21 protein-coding genes and 1 pseudogene are annotated in these 23,291 nt (G+C 36.0%); 10 read left to right on the top strand and 12 right to left on the bottom strand.

What is annotated here, in order from left to right; all coding sequences use genetic code 11:
* Positions 1 to 72 precede the first annotated feature (72 nt).
* On the bottom strand, positions 73 to 1,518 hold the full coding sequence (locus EUC40_RS19920) for an MATE family efflux transporter (protein ID WP_156576362.1): 1,446 nt from the start codon (positions 1,516 to 1,518) through the stop codon (positions 73 to 75).
* 352 nt (positions 1,519 to 1,870) lie between these two features.
* On the opposite strand from EUC40_RS19920, the gene EUC40_RS19915 reads away from it, so the two are divergent.
* The gene (locus EUC40_RS19915; RefSeq protein WP_071711074.1) at positions 1,871 to 3,517 is read left to right on the top strand and encodes a peptide ABC transporter substrate-binding protein; all 1,647 of its coding nucleotides are present in this window, start codon (positions 1,871 to 1,873) and stop codon (positions 3,515 to 3,517) included.
* A gap of 29 nt (positions 3,518 to 3,546) precedes the next feature.
* Here the strand turns inward: EUC40_RS19915 and EUC40_RS19910 are convergent, their stop codons facing one another.
* Entirely contained in the window at positions 3,547 to 3,750 is a 204-nt protein-coding gene (locus tag EUC40_RS19910; RefSeq protein WP_071711073.1) for a hypothetical protein, read from the bottom strand.
* A gap of 592 nt (positions 3,751 to 4,342) precedes the next feature.
* On the opposite strand from EUC40_RS19910, the gene spx reads away from it, so the two are divergent.
* A complete protein-coding gene (gene spx / locus EUC40_RS19905) occupies positions 4,343 to 4,738 on the top strand; it encodes a transcriptional regulator Spx (RefSeq protein ID WP_000258267.1) in 396 nt (131 codons plus the stop codon).
* Between the two features lie 49 nt (positions 4,739 to 4,787).
* Here the strand turns inward: spx and EUC40_RS19900 are convergent, their stop codons facing one another.
* The gene (locus EUC40_RS19900; RefSeq protein ID WP_156576361.1) at positions 4,788 to 5,462 is read right to left on the bottom strand and encodes a TerC family protein; all 675 of its coding nucleotides are present in this window, start codon (positions 5,460 to 5,462) and stop codon (positions 4,788 to 4,790) included.
* Between the two features lie 358 nt (positions 5,463 to 5,820).
* Between EUC40_RS19900 and mecA the strand changes: the two genes are divergently transcribed.
* From mecA to pepF, 4 genes are all read left to right on the top strand, one after another.
* Positions 5,821 to 6,504 (top strand): adaptor protein MecA, encoded by a 684-nt coding sequence (mecA, locus tag EUC40_RS19895; protein ID WP_000402129.1) that lies wholly within the window; start codon positions 5,821 to 5,823, stop codon positions 6,502 to 6,504.
* A gap of 72 nt (positions 6,505 to 6,576) precedes the next feature.
* Complete coding sequence (locus EUC40_RS19890; protein WP_071711071.1) at positions 6,577 to 8,121, top strand: cardiolipin synthase; 1,545 nt, start codon at positions 6,577 to 6,579, stop codon at positions 8,119 to 8,121.
* 79 nt (positions 8,122 to 8,200) lie between these two features.
* Positions 8,201 to 9,445, top strand: coding sequence for a competence protein CoiA (locus EUC40_RS19885; RefSeq protein ID WP_156576360.1), 1,245 nt, complete (start codon positions 8,201 to 8,203; stop codon positions 9,443 to 9,445).
* Between the two features lie 51 nt (positions 9,446 to 9,496).
* The gene (pepF, locus tag EUC40_RS19880) at positions 9,497 to 11,323 is read left to right on the top strand and encodes an oligoendopeptidase F (protein ID WP_071711069.1); all 1,827 of its coding nucleotides are present in this window, start codon (positions 9,497 to 9,499) and stop codon (positions 11,321 to 11,323) included.
* A 531-nt stretch (positions 11,324 to 11,854) separates the two neighbouring features.
* On the opposite strand, the gene EUC40_RS19870 is transcribed toward pepF, so the two are convergent.
* From EUC40_RS19870 to EUC40_RS19860, 3 genes are all read right to left on the bottom strand, one after another.
* Positions 11,855 to 12,748, bottom strand: a complete 894-nt coding sequence (locus EUC40_RS19870; RefSeq protein ID WP_000360661.1) for a ClpXP adapter SpxH family protein — start codon at positions 12,746 to 12,748, stop codon at positions 11,855 to 11,857.
* Positions 12,748 to 13,146, bottom strand: coding sequence for a globin domain-containing protein (locus EUC40_RS19865; RefSeq protein WP_000043382.1), 399 nt, complete (start codon positions 13,144 to 13,146; stop codon positions 12,748 to 12,750). Before EUC40_RS19865 ends, EUC40_RS19870 begins: the two co-directional genes overlap by 1 nt.
* Before the next feature lie 181 nt (positions 13,147 to 13,327).
* A complete protein-coding gene (locus tag EUC40_RS19860) occupies positions 13,328 to 13,906 on the bottom strand; it encodes a CYTH domain-containing protein (protein ID WP_071711067.1) in 579 nt (192 codons plus the stop codon).
* 144 nt (positions 13,907 to 14,050) lie between these two features.
* Between EUC40_RS19860 and EUC40_RS19855 the strand changes: the two genes are divergently transcribed.
* From EUC40_RS19855 to EUC40_RS19840, 4 genes are read left to right on the top strand one after another with little or no spacing between them, the layout of a single operon-like run.
* Complete coding sequence (locus EUC40_RS19855; RefSeq protein WP_001180011.1) at positions 14,051 to 14,422, top strand: UPF0738 family protein; 372 nt, start codon at positions 14,051 to 14,053, stop codon at positions 14,420 to 14,422.
* 30 nt (positions 14,423 to 14,452) lie between these two features.
* The gene (yjbM, locus tag EUC40_RS19850) at positions 14,453 to 15,091 is read left to right on the top strand and encodes a GTP diphosphokinase (protein ID WP_071711066.1); all 639 of its coding nucleotides are present in this window, start codon (positions 14,453 to 14,455) and stop codon (positions 15,089 to 15,091) included.
* 18 nt (positions 15,092 to 15,109) lie between these two features.
* Complete coding sequence (locus EUC40_RS19845) at positions 15,110 to 15,907, top strand: NAD kinase (protein WP_000673190.1); 798 nt, start codon at positions 15,110 to 15,112, stop codon at positions 15,905 to 15,907.
* Between the two features lie 15 nt (positions 15,908 to 15,922).
* Complete coding sequence (locus EUC40_RS19840) at positions 15,923 to 16,816, top strand: RluA family pseudouridine synthase (RefSeq protein ID WP_156576358.1); 894 nt, start codon at positions 15,923 to 15,925, stop codon at positions 16,814 to 16,816.
* Between the two features lie 47 nt (positions 16,817 to 16,863).
* Here EUC40_RS19840 and EUC40_RS19835 read toward each other — a convergent pair.
* The 6 genes and pseudogenes from EUC40_RS19835 to EUC40_RS19810 form a co-directional block, all read right to left on the bottom strand.
* Positions 16,864 to 18,251, bottom strand: a pseudogene (locus EUC40_RS19835) (peptidase G2 autoproteolytic cleavage domain-containing protein).
* Positions 18,252 to 18,404: 153 nt separating this feature from the next.
* Positions 18,405 to 19,145, bottom strand: a complete 741-nt coding sequence (gene prpE, locus EUC40_RS19830; protein ID WP_071711063.1) for a bis(5'-nucleosyl)-tetraphosphatase PrpE — start codon at positions 19,143 to 19,145, stop codon at positions 18,405 to 18,407.
* Between the two features lie 76 nt (positions 19,146 to 19,221).
* A complete protein-coding gene (locus EUC40_RS19825; RefSeq protein WP_071711062.1) occupies positions 19,222 to 20,382 on the bottom strand; it encodes an FtsW/RodA/SpoVE family cell cycle protein in 1,161 nt (386 codons plus the stop codon).
* 115 nt (positions 20,383 to 20,497) lie between these two features.
* Positions 20,498 to 21,424, bottom strand: coding sequence for a glycosyltransferase family 2 protein (locus EUC40_RS19820; RefSeq protein ID WP_156576357.1), 927 nt, complete (start codon positions 21,422 to 21,424; stop codon positions 20,498 to 20,500).
* Positions 21,425 to 21,437: 13 nt separating this feature from the next.
* A complete protein-coding gene (locus EUC40_RS19815; protein ID WP_156576356.1) occupies positions 21,438 to 22,190 on the bottom strand; it encodes a class I SAM-dependent methyltransferase in 753 nt (250 codons plus the stop codon).
* A 175-nt stretch (positions 22,191 to 22,365) separates the two neighbouring features.
* Positions 22,366 to 23,211 carry a TylF/MycF family methyltransferase gene (locus EUC40_RS19810; protein WP_098663003.1) on the bottom strand — a complete coding sequence of 282 codons (846 nt, stop codon included), beginning with the start codon at positions 23,209 to 23,211 and terminating at the stop codon, positions 22,366 to 22,368.
* Between the last annotated feature and the right edge of the window lie 80 nt (positions 23,212 to 23,291).

Raw genomic sequence — 23,291 nt, 5'->3', positions numbered from 1 at the left:
CTTTTTCTATTATTTAAAGAATCTACAATATAAATTTCATTTACAAATGAATGCATCTCGATCAAAGGAGTACTACTGCGCATGAACAGAAACACTCTCATCTTGCTCTTCTGGTTTCACAAGCGCATAACTTTCCCATGCTCTACTTCTCCAGCGGAAGAACATAATAATGGCGCGGGTCCATTCATCGATAGCAATCGCTAGCCAAATACCAACTAGCCCCATGTCTAAATAGAAGACGAAGAAATATCCGAGCGGTAAACTCATTAATACCATAGAGAATGCACCGATTAAAACAGGATATTTTGCATCACCAGCTGCACGAAGTGAGTTAATGATGACGATGTTCATCGTACGTCCTGTTTCCAGTAGTACACTTAGTAAAAGAACTGACGCACCTAATGAAATAATGTGCGGGTTATCTGTAAACAGTCCCATTAATTGTGTGCGGAATGTAATCACGAGGATGACCATACATAAAGTTACGCCAATTGCCCATCTTACGCTTTTCCATACGCGTTCATATGCTTCATCTTTTTCGCCGCCACCAACAAGGCGGCCGATAATAATTGCAGTTCCCATACCGATCGCAATTGCGAATAAATAAGTGAACATCGAGATGTTAGTAGCATATTGTCTAGCTGCTAATGATTCTGTTCCTAAATATGTTGCATAATATAGGAAGACAATTTGGCAAGCTTGATACATAACTTGTTCGAATGCCGATGGAATGCCGATTTTTAAAATTTTCCCGACGTATTCTTTTGATAAGGTGAAGTAATATTGTAATTTCACACGGTATCCCATAACGCGGTACAGTAACCAGAAGAAAACAATAAGTGCGATAAGTCGGCTGACAGCAGAAGAAATGGCTGCCCCTTGCACACCGAGCTCTGGGAAACCGAATTTCCCGAAAATGAGTACGTAGTTTCCGGCAATATGAATAATATTCATCCCAAGTGAAATAAACATTGCTTGCTTTGTGAAACCGTGTACGCGGATAATTGCAGCTAATGAGTTAATAATAGCTTGAAGGAAGATAGCTCCCCCGACGATAGATAAATAGTTTTGTGCATACGTTAATACGTCGCCTTGTAAGTTCATTGCCATCATCATATGTTTCGAAAATAAAAGAAAACCAGCGCTTATAACGAGCCCGACTACTAAATTTAATGTAACGGCTAATGCTGATATTTTAGATGCTTCCATAAAGCGTTTGGAACCGAGGTATTGAGATACAACGATAGCTGCGCCGTTCCCTATGACTTCTAGTACCAAAATAGCGATATGGAGATATTGATTTGCTGCACCAACCCCAGATACAGCATCGTCTGATAATGCACTTAACATGAAAGTATCAGCGATCCCCATCAACATAAAAAGAAAAACTTCTAGAAAAATAGGCCATGTTAATAAGAATAAACTTAATTTCTCTGCCGGCCTGTTTTTGGAGTGAGTTGCTGTCATGTCCGTCCCCTCTTTACCGATATCTATTTTTAGCAAAGTGTATCGTAACATACTTTCTTATCCTTTGCACTCATTTTAACCTACATATTTTTAATATGAAGGGAGCGCTATTTTATGTTAAAAAGTGAAGGATAATTATACAGAAAATATAATAGGATATAAAATTCGTTTTTCTCTGATAATTTAGAAAAATATAAAAATAATTATTTTTTGCACTTTAGTATGGATAAACGGCAGTATGAAACGTTTACAAAGAGTTATTTTTTAACAGAAAATTTTAATAAAATAGAAATATAAATATACAAAAAATATATTTGTGTGTATAATATGAATTGTTAGAACATATATATATTTCTTTTTGTTTGAAAATGAAAGGGCTAACATTTTTGTGGAGGGTGGAAATATGAAAAAAAAGATGCCGGTTTTTGTATTATCAACGGTAGCAATGAGCATGATTTTAGGGGCATGTAGTTATGACAAGGAAGAGCCGCAAGCGAACGCAAAAGGGGATAGCGGGAAGAGCGGTACAAAGCAAGTTATAAACTTAATTGAGACACAAGAAATTCCAACGATGGATCCAGCTTTATCAGCTGATGCGGTTTCTTCGAAAGTAATGAACAATACAATGGAAGGTTTATATCGTCTTGGAAAAGATGATAAGTTAGTTCCAGGTGTAGCGAAAGAATTCCAAAAATCCGAAGATGGTAAAAAATATACATTTAAATTACGTGAAGATGCAAAATGGTCAAATGGTGAACCTGTAACTGCGAAAGATTTCGTATATGCATGGCAAAGAGCAATTAATCCAGATACAGCAGCGAAATCAGCATACATTATGTATGACATAAAAAATGCAGAGAAAATTAACAAAAAAGAGATGAGTCCAGATCAATTAGGCGTAAAAGCAATTGATGATCATACATTAGAAGTGGAATTAGACAACTCGATTCCGTATTTTGTAGATTTAATGGTCTATCCAATCTTCTATCCTGTGAATGAAAAGTTTGTGAAAGAGCAAGGTACGAAGTTTGCTTTAGAAGCAAATACAACGCTTTATAATGGACCATTTACATTAAGTGAGTGGCAACATGAACGTAGCTTTAAAATGACAAAGAGTTCATCCTATTGGGACAATAAAGAAGTGAAACTTGAAGAAGTAAACTTTAATATTGTAAAAGATACAGCTACGCCAATTAACTTATATGAAACAAATGCAATCGACCGAGCGACGTTATTAGCGGAATTCATCGATAAATATAAAGGCAAACCTGATTTCAAAACAGTAGAAGATACATCTGTATTCTTCCTTCGTTTAAATCAGAAAGATCCAGCTTTAGCAAATAAAAATATTCGTAAAGCGATTTCACTTGCTTTTGACCGTAAACCATTCGTTGATACACTATTAAATAACGGTTCTAAGCCAGCAACGGGATTAATTCCTGATAACTTCATTAAAGGACCAGATAAAAAAGATTTCCGTGCTGAAAATGGGGATATTGTAAAACCAAATGTGAAAGAAGCGAAGAAATATTGGGAAGCTGGTTTAAAAGAGCTTGGCAAAAATGAAATTGAATTAGAGTTATTAAATGAAGATGTTGAATTATCGAAGAAAACTGGTGAATATTTAAAAGGTGAGCTAGAAAAGAATTTACCAGGTTTAACAGTGAAAATTAAACAACAACCATTCGCACAAAAACTAAAATTAGAAGATGCGGGCGATTATGTAATGTCATTCTCTGGATGGAGTGCAGACTTCCCAGATCCAATTACATATCTTGATATGTTTGTAACTGATGGATCACAAAATAAAATGAAGTACTCTAATCCGAAATATGATGAAATTATCATGAAAGCGAAAAAAGATGGTAGCGATGTAAATGCTCGTTGGAAAAACCTACTTGAAGCAGAGAAAATGTTACTTGATGACGCTGCAATTGTTCCAGTATATCAACGTGGTAGAGCGTATTTACAAAGAGAAACAATTAAAGATATGTACAACCATAAATATGGTGGCGATGTAAGTTTCAAATGGGCATCAGTAGGGAAATAACAAAAAAGCAGGTGATTACCTGCTTTTTTTTAATACGTGCGTTTTTTATAGATACCTTTTCCACCAACTTGGTTCCAACCAGATTGTACATCCAAACTTTTGTTAACAAACTTCATTTTTTCTTTTCCGCCAAAGAGTTTTTCTCCGATGCTATTTGTAATGACTCCAATCAATGCTGTTATTCCGATGATGAGGGCAGCGACGGTGGCAAAATCAATAAAAAAAGCAATCATTTTCAAATTCCCCCTTTGCCTGTCTGTATTTTTATTGTATGAGATAAGGGGAAAAAAAGAAAGAAATGTCAGAAAAATATTTAAATTGCTTTAGAAATCATCTAGACAGGGGGAAAAATATTTGTTAAAATAAGAACAAATGTTCCTTTTGTTTTTACCTGTATGTCTTACATTTTTTAATTGAATTATCAGGGAAAAGTAAGAAAACGTTCTCTTTTTCATAGGAAAGAGTATGGGAATATAACTATATATCATATGAACAATCTATGGAAAGCGAGTGTTAAAAAGGGTTGAATGTCCTTGTTAAAGGACAGTTTAAGTGAGTGTAATCATGTTACATAGCAGTGAAATACACGGAAGAGTTTTCTCAACTAACAGGAAATTTACTGTATATTTCTTGTAAAATCTATTGTATAATGATTATAGAAGTTACTTATTAAAAGTAATTGTTGTTTATTAAAAGTTGTTGCTTACATGAAATGCGATTTTTGCACTTTTCAATAAGACAAGTTATCGCGAAAAATTGCTGAAATTAGAAATTTAAACTGTAATTAGTACAGAATTTGTACTCTTTAAGGAGAGTGAGCTTTGTATGGTAACATTATATAGTTCTCCAAGCTGTACGTCTTGTAGAAAGGCGAAATTATGGCTAGAGGAAAATCATATTCCTTATACAGAACGTAATATTTTCTCAGATCCATTAACGATTGAGGAAATTAAAGAGATTTTACGTATGACAGAAAGCGGAACGGATGAGATTATTTCTACTCGTTCGAAAGTTTTCCAAGAATTAAATGTAAACTTAGAGTCTTTACCACTTCAAGATTTATATAAGATGATTCGTGACTATCCAGGGATTTTACGTCGTCCAATTATGATCGACGAAAAACGCCTTCAAGTAGGTTACAATGAAGACGAAATCCGCCGTTTCTTACCACGTACAGTAAGAACGTTCCAATTACGTGAAGCACAGCGTCTTGTAAATTAATTATAATAATATGAAAACCTTCTACCTATTATATAGTAGAAGGTTTTTTTTAATGTTTCACATTCCGTAATCGAACTTGTTGAACGATAATACCGATGCATAGAACAGTGAAAATGAATAGGTAAGGAATGCTCGTGGTGAAATCTGGATTGTTATGAAAGAAAGTTGCAAGTCTATCTTCGTGTGTAACCATTTTTCCTGCTGTATAGGAAAGAATTGCTGCGCCGCAATAAATGAGGAATGGAAAGCGTTCCATAAGTATTAAAATAAGTTTGCTGCCCCAAATGATAATCGGTATAGAAATGAACAAGCCGATTATGACGAGTAAAAACCTCCCGTGAGCTGCACCTGCAATGGCGATAACATTATCAAACCCCATAACGAGATCTGCGAATACAATTGTACGCACAGCTTGGAATAAAGTTGTTTTTCCTTGAATAGAAGAAAGGTCGTTGCTATTATCAGTTAATAAATTGACTGCAATTAATGTAAGTAAAATCCCGCCAGTAAGCTGTAGAAATGGAATGTCAAGTAAGTAGACAGCTAGTATGGTAAGGAGAATTCGTAGTACAATTGCTAAAATAGTACCGATCAAAATGGCTTTATTTCGTTTAGGTTCAGGTAAATTTCGGCTAGCTAATGCGATGACAATTGCGTTATCGCCACCTAATACAACATCGATACCGACAATCATTAGTACAGATGTTAAAAACTCTAAGTCCATTCGTCTGCCTCCATTTATGATGTTTTAATAAGCGAACTATATGTATGTGATGAAGAAGGTTTCCCTGTATCTTGGGGACTAAAAAATCTTCTGTAAAGGAAGTTTCACTTTATTACAGTGTACGGGGGAATGTGGAAATGTATGTCCAAATTTTTTGTGAGTAAGAAATCGCTATAATGATATATTCGTGTAGATGATCGAATGAAGATAGGCATATAACTATTTTTGTAAAATAAATCGATTTTATTTCCATTCTGGAGAATCTTATCATAAAATGAGAGTACAAGAATCTATTGATTTGTCATATGAGTGGGGAATCCCTTCATAACAATTCTAAGCAGGAAGGGAGAGTTGTATTTTGGAAATTGAAAGAATTAATGACCATACGATGAAATTTTTTATTACGTACGTTGATATAGAGGACAGAGGGTTTAATCGTGAAGAAATTTGGTACGACCGCGAACGAAGTGAAGAGCTCTTTTGGGAGATGATGGACGAAGCTCGTGATCATGACGATTTCTTTATTGATGGACCGCTATGGATTCAAGTGCAAGCAGTCGATAAAGGGATTGAAGTACTTGTAACGAAAGCAGAGCTGTCAAAGGATGGACAAAAGCTGGAGCTGCCAATAGGGGTAGATAAAATTATAGACATTCCTCTAGATGAAGGGATCGAATCATTATTCCAGCAAGAATTAGTGGAAGAGGTAGAGGAACAAACAGGAACAAACTTTAATGAAGATGGTACGTTTGGCTTTTTAATTAAGTTTAATGATTTTGAAGATGTTATTTCATTAAGCCACCGTCTTATCTTTGAGGATATAAAAGATGAGCTGTATTCGTTTGAGGACCGCTATTATGTATATGTGGAATTCGATGAAGTGCTACATGATGAAGAGGAAATTGATCGTATTCTAAGTATTATTTTAGAATATGGAGAAGAATCTACTTTAACAATTCATCGTGTAGGTGAGTATGGGAAACAAATTGTGAAAGAGCATGCGCTTGAAACAATTCGCAATAATTTTCCTGCTAAAACGTAGGCCGATTTCTGTAGTATGAAATCGGCTTTTTATATGAAGAATAGGAAAGCTTTCTTCGTAAGGAGGTAAGAGATGAAAAATACGTTAAAGTTGATTTTCTTTGTTCTACTATTGTTCGCGTTATTTGTTTCGTTGCGTATGTTTATTGATGTAGCATTTTATTCGGATGTAATTGGGATAAAAGATGTTTCGATTTTAGGTATTATTAGTATTTTATTTACGGTATCTGCATTTTTAATTGGCTGCGTTATTTTCTTAGAGAACCGTCACCCATCTAAAACACTTACATGGCTCATTGTGTTAGGTATTTTTCCGGTATTTGGATTCTTCGCTTATTTATTATTTGGACAGAACTTTCGGAGAAAAAGAATGTTCCAGAAGAAGGCCTTACTCGATGAACAGGCGTTTTTACAATATAAGGGACATGAAGATTATGAAGAGCGAATTTTGCGTGATCATAAGCATCAGGAGTTGTTATTTCGTTTAGCGGATCGATTAGGTGCTTTAAATATTTCATTCCAAACTGAAACGAGAACATTAACAAATGGAGATGAAACGTTTCAGGCTATTTTAGACGGATTGAAACGAGCGAAACATCATATTCATATGGAATATTACATTGTACGTGATGATAAGCTAGGAACAGAAATTAAAGATATTTTAATACAGAAATCAAAAGAAGGCGTTGTCGTGCGTTTTTTATATGATGCGGTTGGCAGTTTTAAGTTATCGAAATCGTATATTGAAGAATTAAACGATGCAGGTGTAGAAATGATTCCGTTCTTCCCTGTGCGCTTTCCGATTTTAAACGATAAAATTAATTATCGAAACCACCGGAAAATCGTTATTATTGATGGGAATGAAGGGTTTGTAGGTGGACTAAATATTGGTGATGAATATTTAGGGAAGGATAAATATTTCGGTTTTTGGCGAGATACACATTTATATTTACGTGGTGAAGCTGTTCAAAGCTTGCAACTTATTTTCCTTCAAGATTGGTTTTATATGACTGGTGAGGCTGTGTTAGCCCCTGAATATTTACAAGCGACAGCAGTAGAAGGGGAAAATTGGGGAGGAGTGCAACTCGTTGCAGGTGGACCAGATAATAAATGGGAAACGATTAAACATTTGTATTTTGCAATGATTGCTTCTGCTCGGAAATCCATTTGGATTGCAACGCCGTATTTCATTCCGGATGATGACATTTTATCAGCACTAAAGGTAGCGGCACTTGCTGGTATTGATGTTCGTTTACTCATGCCGAGTAAACCTGATAAGCGCACTGTCTTTTATGCATCAAGATCATATTTCCCAGAGCTTTTAGATGCAGGAGTAAAGATATATGAATATGAAAAAGGTTTTCTTCATAGTAAAGTGGTCATCGTCGATTCTGATTTAGCTTCGATTGGAACAGCAAATATGGATATGAGAAGTTTTCATTTGAATTTTGAGGTGAATGCCTTTTTATATGATACAGATAGCATTCGAAAACTCGTTCAAGACTTTAAAGAAGATATAGAAGAATCAAGTGAAATTCATGTCGATCGTTTTCATAAAAGACGTCTCCATAGAAGGATTGTGGAATCGACGTACCGGTTATTATCACCGTTGTTATAGAAAGAGATGTCCGAAATTTGGACATCTCTTTTTTAAAGGAATTTGTAACAAATTGTAGAATATAAGGAGCTGAAAGGGTGTGATTCAAATGTTTATCGCTAAAAGAGAAAATGGGGAGAAAATTCATCTACTGTATAATCGTGATGAAGAGCTTTTACAACGTATGCGCAAAATGGAACGCTTCTTTTGCATAGCTTGCGGAAAGGAAGTGCGAATGAAATTAGGGACACAAAAAAGTTGGCATTTTGCTCATAAGAAAGTTGATTCGTGCCTTGCCTTTTATGAAGTAGAATCTATATATCATATGAATGGTAAAGAATTGTTATATAGATGGTTGAAACGTCAAAAGTTTCATGTGAATATAGAGCATTACCTTCCAGAAATTCAGCAAAGGCCAGATGTTTTCGTAGAGAGAGCAGATAGAAAAGTTGCGATTGAATATCAATGTGCGAATCTTTCCGTAGAGCAGCTTTCGAAACGAACATACTCGTATTGGCAAGCTGGCATCCAGATCATCTGGATTATTGGTGGAAATCAATTAAAAAAGCAATCTGCATATTTGATGAAATTCTCCTCACTTCTGGCTTTCTCCTTACAATCTTATCCTCAGCCACTTCTTATTTTCTTCTGTCCGAAGCAAAAATCATTTATGAAATGCGCATTTATCACTCCGTTTTCTACAAATGTCTCTTTCTCGCATACTATTTATTTACCAAGCGATACGACTACTATTGACATGCTTTTTTCCTCTGTTCCTTTCCAAAAAGAAAAATTAGAGCAGGAGTGGAAGAAAAGGAAGAGCTATTTTCGGCAAAATGCTCTGCCAATTTGGACTTATAATTATAAGTCATTACTACACCTCTTATATCAATTAAAATGCCCTCCAGCGAGCTTTCCTTCTGAAATTGGTGTTCCGCTTCCGTCTGCATTTGCTTTTCAAACGAATCCATTTATATGGCAAGCTGTTTTATATATGAAGTGTATAGGGCAACTTGTAGTAGGGGATTGTATTTCCCTGGGGTATGTGTGTAGTTATGTGAAGAAGTATTCGAAAAGACGCCTACTTCCCTATTTTTCGCGGCACATATGGAAAGAGGCAGTTACCGAATATATGACCTTTTTATGTTATGTAGGTGTCTTGCATAAAGTGGGAACTTATACCTACGAGAAAACAAGGGATGTAGTTACGTTGCACACAGAGGAAGATATTAGGAAGCATGATGAAATATGTTTAGCGTATGCCTTATCTTTATTTGAGGCAAAGTTCAACATGAGAGATGGAAAAGGGGATATAATAAAGGGGGATTGTGAAGGAATTACATAGCAAAAAAACGAATTGTACTTAAGTAGAGATATTTAAAGGAGGGCTTTAAGAATGTCTGAACAAAACAAAGCAAAAACATTACCAGATCGCAATGAGATTGAAGAAGCAAATACGTGGCGATTAGAAGATATTTTCCAAACAGATGCAGAATGGGAAAAGGAATTCCAAGCTATTAAAGAGTTATTACCGAAGTTAACTGAATTTAAAGGTAAGCTTGGTGACTCTGCGGACAACTTACTTGAGGCACTGCAATATGAAGATGAGATTTCAATGCGATTAGGTAAGCTATATACATATGCTCATATGCGTTACGATCAAGATACGACAAACTCTGTATATCAAGCATTAAATGATCGTGCGACAAATTTATACTCACAAGTATCTAGTAGTACAGCTTATATCGTGCCTGAAATTTTAACGATTTCAGAAGATACACTGCAAACATTCTTGAAAGAAAATAGAGATTTAAGTGTATATGAACATGCATTAGAAGAAATTACACGTCAACGCCCGCACGTATTATCTGAAGCGGAAGAAGCTTTACTAGCGGAAGCGTCTGAAGTGATGAGTGCATCAAGTAATACATTTGGTATGTTGAATAATGCGGATTTAAAATTCCCATCTATTAAAGGTGAGGATGGAGAAGAAATAGAAATTACGCATGGCCGTTACATTCAGTTTTTAGAAAGTGATGATCGTCGTGTCCGTGAAGATGCATTCAAAGCTGTTTATGAAACGTACGGGAAATTTAAGAACACATTCTCAAGTACGTTAAGCGGTGCAGTGAAACGTAATAATTTCAATGCACGCGTTCGTAAATATGATTCTGCTCGCCAAGCTGCATTAAGTAATAATAATATTCCGGAAGCAGTATACGATCAACTCGTTGAAACAGTAAATGACAACTTACATCTATTACATCGTTACATTGATATTCGTAAACGAGCATTAGGACTTGATGAGCTCCATATGTACGATTTATATACACCGCTCGTACCAGAAGTGAAAATGAACGTGAAATATGAAGAAGCGCAAAACCTGTTATTAAAATCTTTAAACGTACTTGGTGATGAGTATGTTGAAATTTTGAAAGAAGCATATGAAAATCGTTGGGTAGATGTGTACGAGAATAAAGGAAAGCGAAGCGGAGCATATTCATCTGGTGCATACGGGACAAATCCGTATATTTTAATGAACTGGCATGATAATGTAAATAATTTATTTACACTTGCTCATGAGTTTGGTCATTCTGTGCATAGTTACTATACAAGAAAGACACAGCCGCACGTATATGGGGATTATTCAATCTTCGTTGCAGAGGTAGCATCAACTTGTAATGAAGCACTTCTAAATGATTATTTATTAAAAACGACAGAAGATAAGAAAGAGCGTCTATACTTATTAAATCATTACTTAGAAGGATTCCGTGGTACTGTATTCCGTCAAACGATGTTCGCAGAGTTTGAGCATATTATTCATAAGAAAGTACAAGAAGGACATGCTGTTACGCCAGACATGTTAACGGAAATCTACTACGATTTAAATAAGAAATACTTCGGTGACGCGTTAGTAATCGATGAAGAAATTGGCTTAGAGTGGTCTCGTATTCCGCACTTCTACTACAACTATTACGTATATCAATACGCAACAGGATTTAGTGCGGCAACAGCTTTATCGAAACAAATTTTAGAAGAAGGGCAACCAGCAGTAGAACGTTACATTAACGAGTTCTTAAAGGCAGGAAGCTCGGATTACCCAATTGAAGTGCTGAAAAGAGCAGGAGTAGATATGGCGTCTCCAGAACCTGTAAAAGAAGCACTACAAGTATTCGAAGAAAAATTAAATGAATTAGAAGCGTTATTATTTGAAGAGAAGTAATAGAAAAGACGAGGGATTTATCCTCGTCTTTTTATTTGGAAAACAATTTGTCGATATTTGTCGAAAAACAAGGTGAATTTCCTTGTTTTTTCTAAATTAGAGGACAGATTTACAGTTGATTTTTGAAATTAAAACCCTTTAAATCGTTTTCTATGATTGAAATAAGAAAGAGCGATGACGATGACTCCAAATAAAAGAGGCAAAGCAATAATTTTAGGAAAAGCTTGTAGTAGAGAGAGAATATACAAGAAAAAAGAAACGAGGACACATAAAAAAATGAGTAACAGATAGGATTTTTTAATGAAAAACACCTCCTAAAGAGCTTTTATATAGCTTATTCAAAAATGAAAACGTTTAGAATGTGACAAAAGTGTGAAATTCGACAAAAGGGGTTGTCATCTGACGTCGAATCTTGTAATATAATAAGCGTGAACGAATTCACATACAAACATATACCCCTTTGTTTGAACGTGAAAATTTCTCCCATCCCCTTTAATATTTTTATAAGCCGTAAAGAAAAAGACCTGGTGTTTACACCAGGTCTTTTTCTATTGCTATCCATTTCCAATACCGTTCGCATTTTACCTCAATCATTTGTACTTTTCGTTTCAGTTGCAATTTTTTTAGTTCGCGCTCGATTTCTTGCTGCGGGCAGTCATATATAAATGCTACTTCTTTTGAAGAGATAAATTGTGTTGCTTCTAATAATACTTCTAGAGGTGGTAACGGTTCTGGTTCAATTTCACATTTTACGAGCTCTTTCAATAATTGTACGTATACGTCATAGGAATAAGTTCCAGCAATTTTAATACCTTCTTCATCTGAATTCGCATGAAAAAAGACGAGGGAAGGTATTTCTGTAATATGCATTTCATTCGTGAATTTTAAATCACACTGGAATGCTTTTTTTGCGCTAGCAGAATGTAGGTCTTTTTTAAATTCTTCTACATCAATGTCGCTATCTTTCGCACATGCAAGTAATAATTCGCAGTCAGGGTTTGATACATTTTTAAGGAAAATGTATTCTTGGAGTTTTCGCAAAAACTTCGAACCTGCTTTTCGACCCTGTAACTCGGCTGCCTTAATTGCCATCGAAACTAAATATGGTGTTGATGATGCTTCTTGCATATGTACCTTTCCATCACATGAAAAACCTTGTAAACTTGTTGTCTTTTCCCACACAAATCGAATATTAGCAGGTTTATTCCATTTGTGTGAGGAAGCGTTCGTTCCATCCACTTTTCCTGTTACGATATGACGAATAGAGAAGTATTTCCCGTATTCAAGCCATAGTTTAATAATAAAGGGTTCAATTTCCCAGCAATCTTTACAAAGTGGATCAATAAATAAATATGCTTCTACAGACTTATGCTCACATGCGGAAGGAGATGGCATATTTATATGCTTTGCTTCCTGCTTATCCATTACACTTCACCTGTTTCGTTTGGAGTATTAACCATATGCTGAGCAGTTAATGCTAAACGTTCAAAAACAAACTCTCTTATATGACCGTGCACTCCTGTATCATCCATTGCTTGCTCCATACATGATAGCCAAGCCTCTGCTCGTTTTGGAGTAATCTCAAACGGAAGATGGCGTGCTCTTAACATAGGATGACCGTGTTCTTCAGTGTACAAATTAGGACCACCTAAATATTGTGTTAAAAATTGTTTTTGCTTCCTAGCGGTTTCTGTTAAATCATCTGGGAAGATGGGAGATAAGTCAGGGTGTTTACTGACATAGGAATAAAATGTGTCTACTAATATTGCAATGCATTGTTCACCGCCAATTGCTTCAAATGGTGTCATCGGTTGCTTGCTCATCCTTTATAAACTCCTTTTTCCATGAAATGTATATCTATTGTAGCAATGGAATGTTAGGGAGGGCAAATAAATAGCCTACTAAACATTCGTTGCGTATTCTCCATGTTGCTAATCAATCATGTTCTTTTTGTAAGTGAGAGGAATCCACTAGTAGAACGTATTCACTAGTGGAATTTTCACTTTAGCGTGCTTTGTTTTGTTTGGCAAGGAAAAAGCGTTTTACTTTGTTATTTGTATGACGGATTGGTATGTTATGTTGCGTTAATAAACGAATAAATGCAGCTTTTCCTGTTTCTTCATCTTGCACTTCAAATTCAATTTCATAATCATCGTGATTGTAATAGAAACTATGATCAAAGACAAGTGTTCCGCCTTCAAATAATGTTTCAGCTCTTTCTGTTGTTAAACTACCCATATAAGTTAAAGCAGAAACAGGAATTTGTAATTTGTGTAGTTGATCTACTACAGCGCCTTGAATAATTGTATTTGTTTCCATCATCAATCTTGCTTCATCTGCTGTTACGACTTGATGCGTTTCTAACAAGCCGACTTCTGCAGGTTGTTTCAACGTTAATGTATAAGTTTCCCCTTTATGACGAATACGAAGTGCAGAGCCAGCTTCTTTTAATGAGAAGCCCGGTGTTTCAAAGTAGTGATTCACTTGTTTTGTAAATACTTCAATAGAGAATAATTTACATAATGTATCGAATTCTTCTTCTGTAACAATATTTTTAAATTCAATTTCAATTTCTTGTGTCATTGTATATGCTCCTTTTGAAAAATAATTCTTTACACATTATCGCTTTTTCGCAAATTTGGTTCAATGTTTTATTTGTTTGCGTTCATGTTATGATACAATAATACTGTTAAGTAAGACAGGAAGTTGAGATGGAGGAGTTAGAGCATGCAAAATAAAATCCAAGTTAAGAGCGTAGAAAAGAGAGAGAATGCTCTTATTTTTTGTGCGGAAAATACTGAAATAGAGGTAAAGGAGTTAAGTGCACGTAATCACGTACTTGTAGACTCAGACAATTTATCATTTTTATATATCTTAGAAAACGAATCATCGTTCATTTATGTAAGTATTCCGCATACATGCTGGGAAGCGCTGCATGAAGCGATGAATAAAGATACAGCAATGTTTATTCAAGTGAATGGTGTTGAAATGGAATTAGAAGCATTAAAAGAAGAAGTAGAATATTTAGTTGAAAATATTGAAGGTAATGCAAATTACGGAGAAGAATTAGTAACTGCTGTAGAAAAAGTATTTCTATAAGCAAATGGATTGATTTTGGTGGTGGTTGAAGTGAATCGAAATTGGGAAGAATTTTTAGCACCTTACCATCAAGCGGTGGCAGAGCTGAAAGTGAAACTAAAAGGAATGCGTACACAGTTTGCGATGTTGACAGAGCATTCCCCAATTGAGTTTGTAACTGGACGAGTGAAATCAGTTGCGAGTATTATCGATAAAGCGGAAAAAAGAAATGTACCGTTAGATCGGTTGAGAGAAGATATGCAGGATATTGCTGGTCTTAGAATGATGTGTCAATTCGTGGATGAGATTAAGCCTGTTGTAGAATATCTTAGAAAACGAAATGACTTTGAAATCGTGGAAGAACGTGATTATGTCACGCAAAAGAAAGATAGCGGTTATCGCTCTTATCACGTTGTCATTAGTTACCCTGTTCAAACGATACAGGGGGAACAAAAAGTATTGGTAGAAATCCAAATACGCACGCTAGCAATGAACTTTTGGGCAACAATTGAGCATTCTTTAAATTATAAATATAGTGGGCGTTTTCCTGAAGATATTAAAATACGCTTACAACGTGCAGCAGAAGCAGCGTTTTTATTAGATGAAGAAATGTCTTCTATTCGTCTTGAAATTCAAGAAGCACAGAAGATTTTTTCAAGAAAGCAAGAAGCGAAAGATTCCGAATCATAAACTAAAGGGTGTTGGGCGATGAAATTTACAATTATGTCAAAGGGAGATCAATCATCAGATACATTAGCAAGTACGATGAAAGAGTATTTGCTAGATTTTGGATTTATAATGGATGAAAAGGAACCCGATATTGTAATTTCTGTTGGGGGGGATGGAACGCTTTTATATGCGTTTCATCGCTATTATAATCGATTGGATGAAACAGCATTTGTTGGTGTACATACAGGGCATTTAGGTTTCTATGCAGATTGGTTACCGACAGAAGTAGAGAAATTAGTAATTGCAATTGCGAAAACACCATTCCAAGTGGTGGAATATCCACTTTTAGAAGTGATTATTCGCTATGTGAATGGTAGTAAAGAGTCACAGTATTTGGCGATGAATGAAGCGACTGTAAAAAGTGCGGAAGGTACATTAGTAACAGAAGTAGAAATACGCGGAGAGTATTTTGAAACGTTCCGCGGCGATGGTCTTTGTATTTCTACTCCTTCAGGAAGTACCGCCTATAATAAAGCGCTTGGCGGAGCAATTATTCACCCTTCTATTGAAGCGATTCAAATTGCAGAAATGGCATCTATTAACAACCGTGTGTTTCGTACTGTAGGCTCGCCACTCGTATTGCCGAAGCATCATACATGTGTGTTGAAACCGGCTGCAGGAATGAACTTACAAATTACGGTGGATCATTTAACGATGGTTCATCAAGATGTGAAATCAATCCAGTATCGCGTTGCAAACGAGAAAGTGCGGTTTGTTCGTTTTCGTCCGTTCCCGTTCTGGAAACGAGTTCGTGACTCGTTTGTTGCAGATAAATAGAAAGGGTTTATATATTTGAACAGATTTACGTTGAAATGGGATATAGGGCCGGCTGAAGAAGGAATTTTAGTTAGGGAATTTTTAAAAACGAAAGAGATTTCTAAAGCCGCTTTAACGGATATAAAGTTTCATGGCGGAGCAATTGAAGTAAATGGTCAACATACGAGCGTTCGTCATCAGTTACAAGCTGGTGAAGAGTTGCGTGTCTTTTTTCCAGTGGAGGAAAGAAGCGAAGGGATGATTGCAGAAGATATCCCGTTAAGCATTGTATATGAAGATGAAGCAGTTCTTGTCATTAATAAAGAGGCGAACATGTCAACGATTCCGTCTAGAGAACACCCGACAGGAAGTGTTGCCAATGCGCTTTTATCTCATTATGATAAGCAGCATGTTGCAAGTACGGTGCACATCGTAACAAGATTAGATCGTGATACTTCAGGGCTTATGCTTATTGCAAAAAATCGTTTTGTGCATCATCTTTTATCGAAACAGCATCAGCAAAAAGCTGTAAGACGAACGTATGAAGCAGTCGTTCATGGAGAAATGATAGAACGAGCAGGAACGATTGATGCACCGATTGGACGAAAATCGGATAGCATTATTGAGCGAACAGTTTGTGAGAATGGACAGAGGGCAGTTACTCACTTTAGAGTGATTGATAGCGCCTACCATAAGACGCATGTATCGCTTGAACTTGAAACAGGAAGAACGCATCAAATTCGTGTACATATGGCGTATATGGGACATCCATTACTTGGTGATAGCTTATATGGAGGAAGAAGGGATGAAATGAAGCGACAAGCGCTTCACAGTACATCGTTGACGTTTTATCATCCTATTTTAGAAAAGGAAATGTCGTTTACTACGACGATTCCACCCGATATGAAAGAGCTATTAAAACATATTTAAAAAGGGAACAAAATTCTTATGCAATGAAGAATTTTGTTCCCTTTTTCTTAACGGAATAATATTAAAATTTGATTATCACCCGTACGCTTTATAACGAAAAAACCACTTTCGGCTTTTGTAGCGATGCCATCATCATTTGGACGACAAAATCCATGAGTGTCGCAAGTCCCATCATCACGTACTAATATTTGTCCAATTAATCCGACAGGAATCCACTCGGCACGATCCTTTCTTGCTATATATTTGCAAGCTGGGTCCCAGTTTGTATTTAAGAGTGGCTGTATTTCTTGTGTTGCCGTCTTTGTATATTTCCGTCTTCCGAAGTTATCCGTTTCGTAGCGTTTTTTCCAGTTTAAAGCACCGCTATTTCCGATGATAGCGGGCGTAGCGCTAGATACGCCTAGTAGGAATGAATCGTTTGAAGTAGCGATCCGAATTTTTTCTTCGTTACTAAATGTAACGAAATAACCAACATCAATTGGCTTGTTGTCCTCTGTTTCAAACATTTGTGCAAAATCTGTTCCGCTTGCGTTGTAAGAAGCGCCTTCAATGTACATTTCTCCATTATGAGCAAGCCATTTTGCACCTATATTATGGTCAGTGTCGTTTGTGCCATTTGCAATGAACCAAGAATAAGATTCTTCTGCCACGCCGAAGCGCCCCATAATATGGCTACCTGCAAATTGAGCTGTTGATGTATGCATACCTTCCGCATGAGAAGAGAATCCGTTAGCGATAGTTGCGGTTCCTTCTGCATGTGCTGCTTCGCCTAAAGCAATCGTATGTTTACCTTCTGCGTGAGAGTAAGAACCACCTGCTGTCGTTTCACTTCCTTCACTATGCGAACTATGTCCAGTTGCTTTTGTTTTTGATCCTTCTGCATGAGAAAAAGGACCTATTGTGTGTGTAAGGAGCCCTTCTGCATGTGAAGCTGTACCCTCTGCATGAGAGTGAAGCCCCTCTGCATGTGCATACCTGCTCCCTTTTTTTACTTTTGTATTTTCAGGTGCAGGGGCTTGAATGATGATCGTTTTTTCCGTTTGTACATTATTTTGGGGGGCTAATGCTTCTTTTATTTTTTTCACTTGATTTATAATAGCTGCTGGAATTTCTGGTTCCGCTTTTTTATTTATTGCTACGGGGATATTTTCCTCCGTATTTTTCTCTGTTTGCTCAGCATGTATTACCTGTTCATCATGAGTAGAGAGAGAATTGTTTTTTTGCTGCATCTTCGTTTTTCTATTATCGATTATGCGGCTCATTACAGCGTTTTCTAAAGAGACATATTTTGTTCTTGCTTTGCTTTTTTTGATGACTTTTTTTCTTCGAGTTCTTCTAAAGCTGCAGCTCGAATACTGCACCAGTTGTTAATTCCATACATGGGCAGATATAAAGGTGGGCATTTTCTTTTTTGTTTAGAAGATTTTTTCTTCATTCTGTCACCTCCTGCGACATTATATGTAGGGTAATTAAAAAAAGATGCACTTTATTGCATCTTTTTTTAATTACTTTATTTAGTTTTTAGATGAGATACACTTCAAAATACGGTAATCCGCCGTGATTTATGGATTGTACGAAGTAAGGAAAGTTATGAAATTGGACGGAATTTCTCAGCGACAAAAGGCAAGGTAGAAGGGACGGAAACAGTCTCCATTTCGGGATAACGTAGTCCAGTGAGCTGACCACCAAATACAACGCCAGTATCGATATTGACTGTATGATTTACAAAGCGAGGTTCTTTTACTGGTGTATGTCCATATATAATCCAAGTTTGTCCTTTATATTCTTGCGCCCAATCGCGACGGACAGGTGAGCCGTCAGCATGCTTTTCTCCAGTAATATCGCCATATAATACAAATGTTTGTACTTTTTTATCTTGTCGTCCTATGTAATCTTGCCGAATCCCAGCGTGACATACGATTACTCTTTTTTCATCTAATATGTGGTAGAAAGGCGATTGTTCATAAAGAGTGATGAACTTTTCTTTTATAATGTTTTGCTTATGAGAAGGTAATGCTTCATATTCAGCAACAGTTGTTTCGAGCCCATGAGCGATTGTTACATTACGCCCAAGAAAGAAACGGTATAGTTTATTGCAGTGATTGCCAGGAGCGTAATAAGCCTCTTTTTGATTTATGACAAGTTCCCATACGATTTCAATCATGCGTAATGAATGGGGACCACGGTCTGTAATATCACCAACGAATGCAAGCTGACGTTGATCAGGGTGAACCGGCAGACCGCTATTCCAGTTATATCCTAGTTTCGTTGTTAAATTTTGAAACTCTTGGAAGCAGCCGTGAATATCACCTATAATGTCATATTTCATATTTAAACCTCCAGCCTATTTTTCATTAGTATAACTAAAAAGGGATAGAGATAAAAATATACCGTTTTTGTGTGATTCATTTAAACATAAAGATTTTCGTTCTTGAGCGAACATTTAAAATAAATCCAATCGCAATCATGTATGTAAGTAGCGAACTTCCTCCGTAGCTCATAAGAGGTAATGTGATTCCTGTAATAGGGAGTAATCCAATTGTCATTCCGATGTTTTGGAAGACTTGGAAAGTAAACATGCCGATTGTACCAGCGCAAATGTAACTACCGAAAGGGTCATTGCTTTCTATAGCGATATGAATCATTCGGAAAATGAGTAAGAAAAAAAGTGAAATAATGACACTTGCGCCTAAAAAGCCAAATTGTTCAGCGACATTCGTGAAAATAAAATCTGTGTGTGGTTCTGGAAAATATACTTGTCCATTTTCCCAACCTTTTCCTTGCATTTCTCCTGATCCAGCAGCTAAAAATGCTTGTCTTAATTGATAGCCTTGCGCATCATATTCGTAAGGAGCTAACCAGCCGTAGAATCGGTTTAATTGATATTCTTGTAGGATATGTTCTTTGAAGAATTCCGTATGAGCAAAATAAATATATGTTAGGGCAGAACCAGCAGCACAACTCACAGAGGTTAATCCGAAAATGAAACGCCATCGTATACCAGACACTAATATCATTGCTGCGAGCATCGCCGAAATGACCATCGTATTTCCTAAATCAGGTTCTTTTGCAATAAGGAGTAGTGGTGGCAAACTTGTTGCAAATATTTTTCCAAGCAATATAAAATCTTCGCGTGTTGTTCGGAAAAAATATTTTTCATTATGATCCGCTATAATTCGTCCAATGACGATAATTAAAAACAATTTCATAATCTCAGACGGCTGTAAATTTCCGATGCCTGGAAGCCTGTACCAAGCGGTAGCGCCTTTAATTGTAACAGCACCTGGGACTTGAAGTTCTAGCCCAATTAGCAGTACCATTGCAAAGCTATACAAATACCAAGCAATTTTTTGATAACGATCGAAATCGATAATCATAATAACACCAATGGCTATAAATCCAATGAAGTACCATTGGATTTGCTTTAGTACAAAATTTACGTTTTGTAAAAATGGTGGTAAAGAGGTTTGCGCACTTGCAATAGCAAAACAACTAACAGTCCCAATGGCAAATAAAATGAGTAGTAATACGTAGTCTATTTGATATTGAGAATTTGAATCTTTCAATGTGTGTATTCCTTTCTACTGCTTTTTATATGAATGGGTATTGTAGTTTAGAAAAAATGTATGAACCATGTGAATCATGTATATAGTTCATACATTCTTTGTTTTATCGAATAGCTTAATAATTTAACTCTTTAATAATTATATCCAAACAATGGGAAAGACGTACATGTGCGTCTGGAATGAGATCTGGTAGACTGCGATAATATTGTAAAGAACCTTTGCACCATTGGTAGGCGCTAAGTAGAGCTGTTCTATAGTCTGTAGTGTTTTGTAAAAAGCCGTATTCTTTTGATGTTACAACGAGATGTGTGAAATCTTCACAACCTTGAAGGAGTTTATTGTGTATTTGTTGCCCAGCATGGTGGCGAAATTGACTTAAAGATTCAGAAATGTATACTGCATCTCCTTTAGAAAGTAAAGAAATCCATGATGCCATATCAACACTACAAGCGTATTCTCTTCCGTTAAGTGTGCCGAAGGGCTCAGTGAGAAAACTTTTTCGAAACAAAGTAGTTGTAGGTTCACCGATAATGTTTTGCCCGACTCTTAACATCCAGTCACCTAAAAATATTCCGTTTAATTGGGTGTCTTCACTATATAATCTTTGTGTTGACTGGGCATCATCTATTGGATCGCCATGATCATCAATACGTACTCTGTAAGAAGTGACAAGGGCAAGATTTTTATTGGATTCTTGCTCAAAATAGGACATCATTTTTTCTATTTTTTGCTTATAAAATACATCATCGTCCATTAAAAAATTTATATACTCGCCACTTGATTTTTCTATGAGCATAAGGTCATTGTGAAATTGTCCTAGAGTAGAGGTATTTCGAATGTATGTTACGTTTTTGTAATGCGGCAAATACTGTTCACGTATTAAAGTTTCTGTTTCATCATTTGTACTATCATCCCCGATGATAATTTCTATATTTGAATAAGTTTGGGCTAATGCACTTTCTAGAGCGATTTTGAAATAATGTGATCGATTATAAGTAGGAATAAGGATGGAAACGAGAGGTGGATTTTTTTCACGCGTCATACGTAACTTCCTTTCAGAAGCTTTTTTTTGTAAGAACAATATCTTGATAACTTGTATATTCATGTCTGCCGCACCATAAACCATAATACGGTTTATTCATTATTTCTAATCCATATTTATTCAATAAGGTGCAAATATCAGTTTCAGGATAAGCAACTGCAAAATTAGGAATATCTTTATTTAAAACATAGCAATTATCCATTTGATGATAAAAACCTAGTGTACTTAGTCCTGTATTTAAATAATAGGACGATTCAGGGTTTATTAAAAAGAACGTAATAAAACATCTTCCGTCTTTTTTTAATACACGCACAATCTCAGATACGTAATGTTCTAATTCTTTTGGGAGAAGGTGTGTAAATACAGAAGTTAAAAAGATAAAATCGAATGTCTCATCTTCATATGGAAAACGATATTGAGAGGCATCTTCTTTTCCTTCAGGATTGTAGAATTGATTGTATATATCAACATGTTCAAAATGGAAGTTATTACGTCTAGTTGCAATATTATTTTTACACCAATTAATCCCATCTTTAAACAAATCAAATCCATAATACGCTCCATCATCACTTAAGTAATTCATTAATGGCACAGCCATTCGACCTACACCACAACCTACATCTAATACTTTTTCATTTGATTGTAAAGCTCCAAGTTGAATGAAATGATTCATGAATTCTTTTCCAACTTTTTGGAAATCACCACCTACATATTGAACGAGTTCGGGAGGGGGGAGTAATGCTATTTCTTTTTTTAGTTCGCTCATGATTACACTCCTTTTTTATAGTGGAAAATTGAGGGCGCAATATTCTTTTCATTTCGCTGTTTGCCTTTTCTACATTTATATATGTAAGGAGATTCCTAAAACGAATGCTGTATTCTGTCATGAGTGGGAGTGAATAATAGATAGGAATAGAATCTCCTGCAGTTTAAAATTTCTCTTATTCTTTTCTCCAATACACACCAAATACATCGATTTTTGTAATAGGGGCTGTTAAGTTTCGTTGATGTCTAAAGTCTGTAACAGCTTCTGCACAAGGTGGTAGACCGTAATCATCAATGATAATATAGCCGCCTTTAGAAACCTTATCATATAAGTTTACGAGACCATCCATCGTAGATTCATACATATCACCGTCAAGGCGAGCAATTGCAATTTTTTCTATTGGTGCTCTTGGTAAAGTATCCTTAAACCAGCCTTTTAAAAATTTCACTTGATCATTTAATAAATTATATTTGTTGAAATTTTCTTGTACTTGTTCTAAAGAAACACGTAAGTAATCGAATGTGTGTAAATAATCATCGTAATCTTGTGGATATTGTTCAATATTCGGTGCTGGTAGACCTTCAAATGAATCTGCAACCCACACATTACGATTTGTAATATTATTCGCTTGTAAAAATCCATTCATAAAAATACAAGAGCCTCCGCGCCATACACCCGTTTCGATAAAATCCCCTTCTATATTTTCGCGAACCACAGTTTCCATAGCTTCGTGTAATTGATTCATTCGTTCTCGGCCAATCATACTGTGTGCGGCTCGTGGCCAGTCCGTGCCATCTTGGCGCTCACTTTTTAAAATATTTGGTTTTACAATTTTTAAGTTATGGTTTTCAGCATAGCGCTTAATAAATAAAGGGAGTGGTACTGTAACCGGTTCATAGGAAAGGTCTTTAGAAATATGTAATGAGGCTGGTAAATATGGCTCATACTCTAACCATATTTCAAATAAAATTGTTTTCTTTAGTAATTCGAGATAAAGCTGAACAGCAGATTTATTTTCCATATTTATGCCTCCTGCGAAATGTCATACAACAATATGATTATGTAGGTAGTCAAAGTTTCATGATTGAATTCATAACTGAA

Origin of the sequence: Bacillus luti, from assembly GCF_009739945.1 — a bacterium.
Classification (GTDB): domain Bacteria; phylum Bacillota; class Bacilli; order Bacillales; family Bacillaceae_G; genus Bacillus_A; species Bacillus_A luti.
The sequence above is the reverse complement of the archived record's forward strand: the minus strand, read 5'-3'. Positions and strand labels throughout refer to the sequence as shown.

Coding starts and splice junctions, on each gene's coding strand:
- EUC40_RS19900 (WP_156576361.1), bottom strand. CDS start 5,462: ATGGACTTAGAGTTTTTAACATCTGTACTAATGATTGTCGGTATCGAT.
- EUC40_RS19855 (WP_001180011.1), top strand. CDS start 14,051: ATGCAAAATAAAATCCAAGTTAAGAGCGTAGAAAAGAGAGAGAATGCT.
- EUC40_RS19920 (WP_156576362.1), bottom strand. CDS start 1,518: ATGTTACGATACACTTTGCTAAAAATAGATATCGGTAAAGAGGGGACG.
- EUC40_RS19815 (WP_156576356.1), bottom strand. CDS start 22,190: ATGAGCGAACTAAAAAAAGAAATAGCATTACTCCCCCCTCCCGAACTC.
- prpE (WP_071711063.1), bottom strand. CDS start 19,145: ATGAAATATGACATTATAGGTGATATTCACGGCTGCTTCCAAGAGTTT.
- EUC40_RS19910 (WP_071711073.1), bottom strand. CDS start 3,750: ATGATTGCTTTTTTTATTGATTTTGCCACCGTCGCTGCCCTCATCATC.
- EUC40_RS19820 (WP_156576357.1), bottom strand. CDS start 21,424: ATGACGCGTGAAAAAAATCCACCTCTCGTTTCCATCCTTATTCCTACT.
- pepF (WP_071711069.1), top strand. CDS start 9,497: ATGTCTGAACAAAACAAAGCAAAAACATTACCAGATCGCAATGAGATT.
- EUC40_RS19845 (WP_000673190.1), top strand. CDS start 15,110: ATGAAATTTACAATTATGTCAAAGGGAGATCAATCATCAGATACATTA.
- EUC40_RS19915 (WP_071711074.1), top strand. CDS start 1,871: ATGAAAAAAAAGATGCCGGTTTTTGTATTATCAACGGTAGCAATGAGC.
- EUC40_RS19865 (WP_000043382.1), bottom strand. CDS start 13,146: ATGAGCAAGCAACCGATGACACCATTTGAAGCAATTGGCGGTGAACAA.
- spx (WP_000258267.1), top strand. CDS start 4,343: ATGGTAACATTATATAGTTCTCCAAGCTGTACGTCTTGTAGAAAGGCG.
- EUC40_RS19870 (WP_000360661.1), bottom strand. CDS start 12,748: ATGGATAAGCAGGAAGCAAAGCATATAAATATGCCATCTCCTTCCGCA.
- EUC40_RS19890 (WP_071711071.1), top strand. CDS start 6,577: ATGAAAAATACGTTAAAGTTGATTTTCTTTGTTCTACTATTGTTCGCG.
- EUC40_RS19810 (WP_098663003.1), bottom strand. CDS start 23,211: ATGGAAAATAAATCTGCTGTTCAGCTTTATCTCGAATTACTAAAGAAA.
- EUC40_RS19860 (WP_071711067.1), bottom strand. CDS start 13,906: ATGACACAAGAAATTGAAATTGAATTTAAAAATATTGTTACAGAAGAA.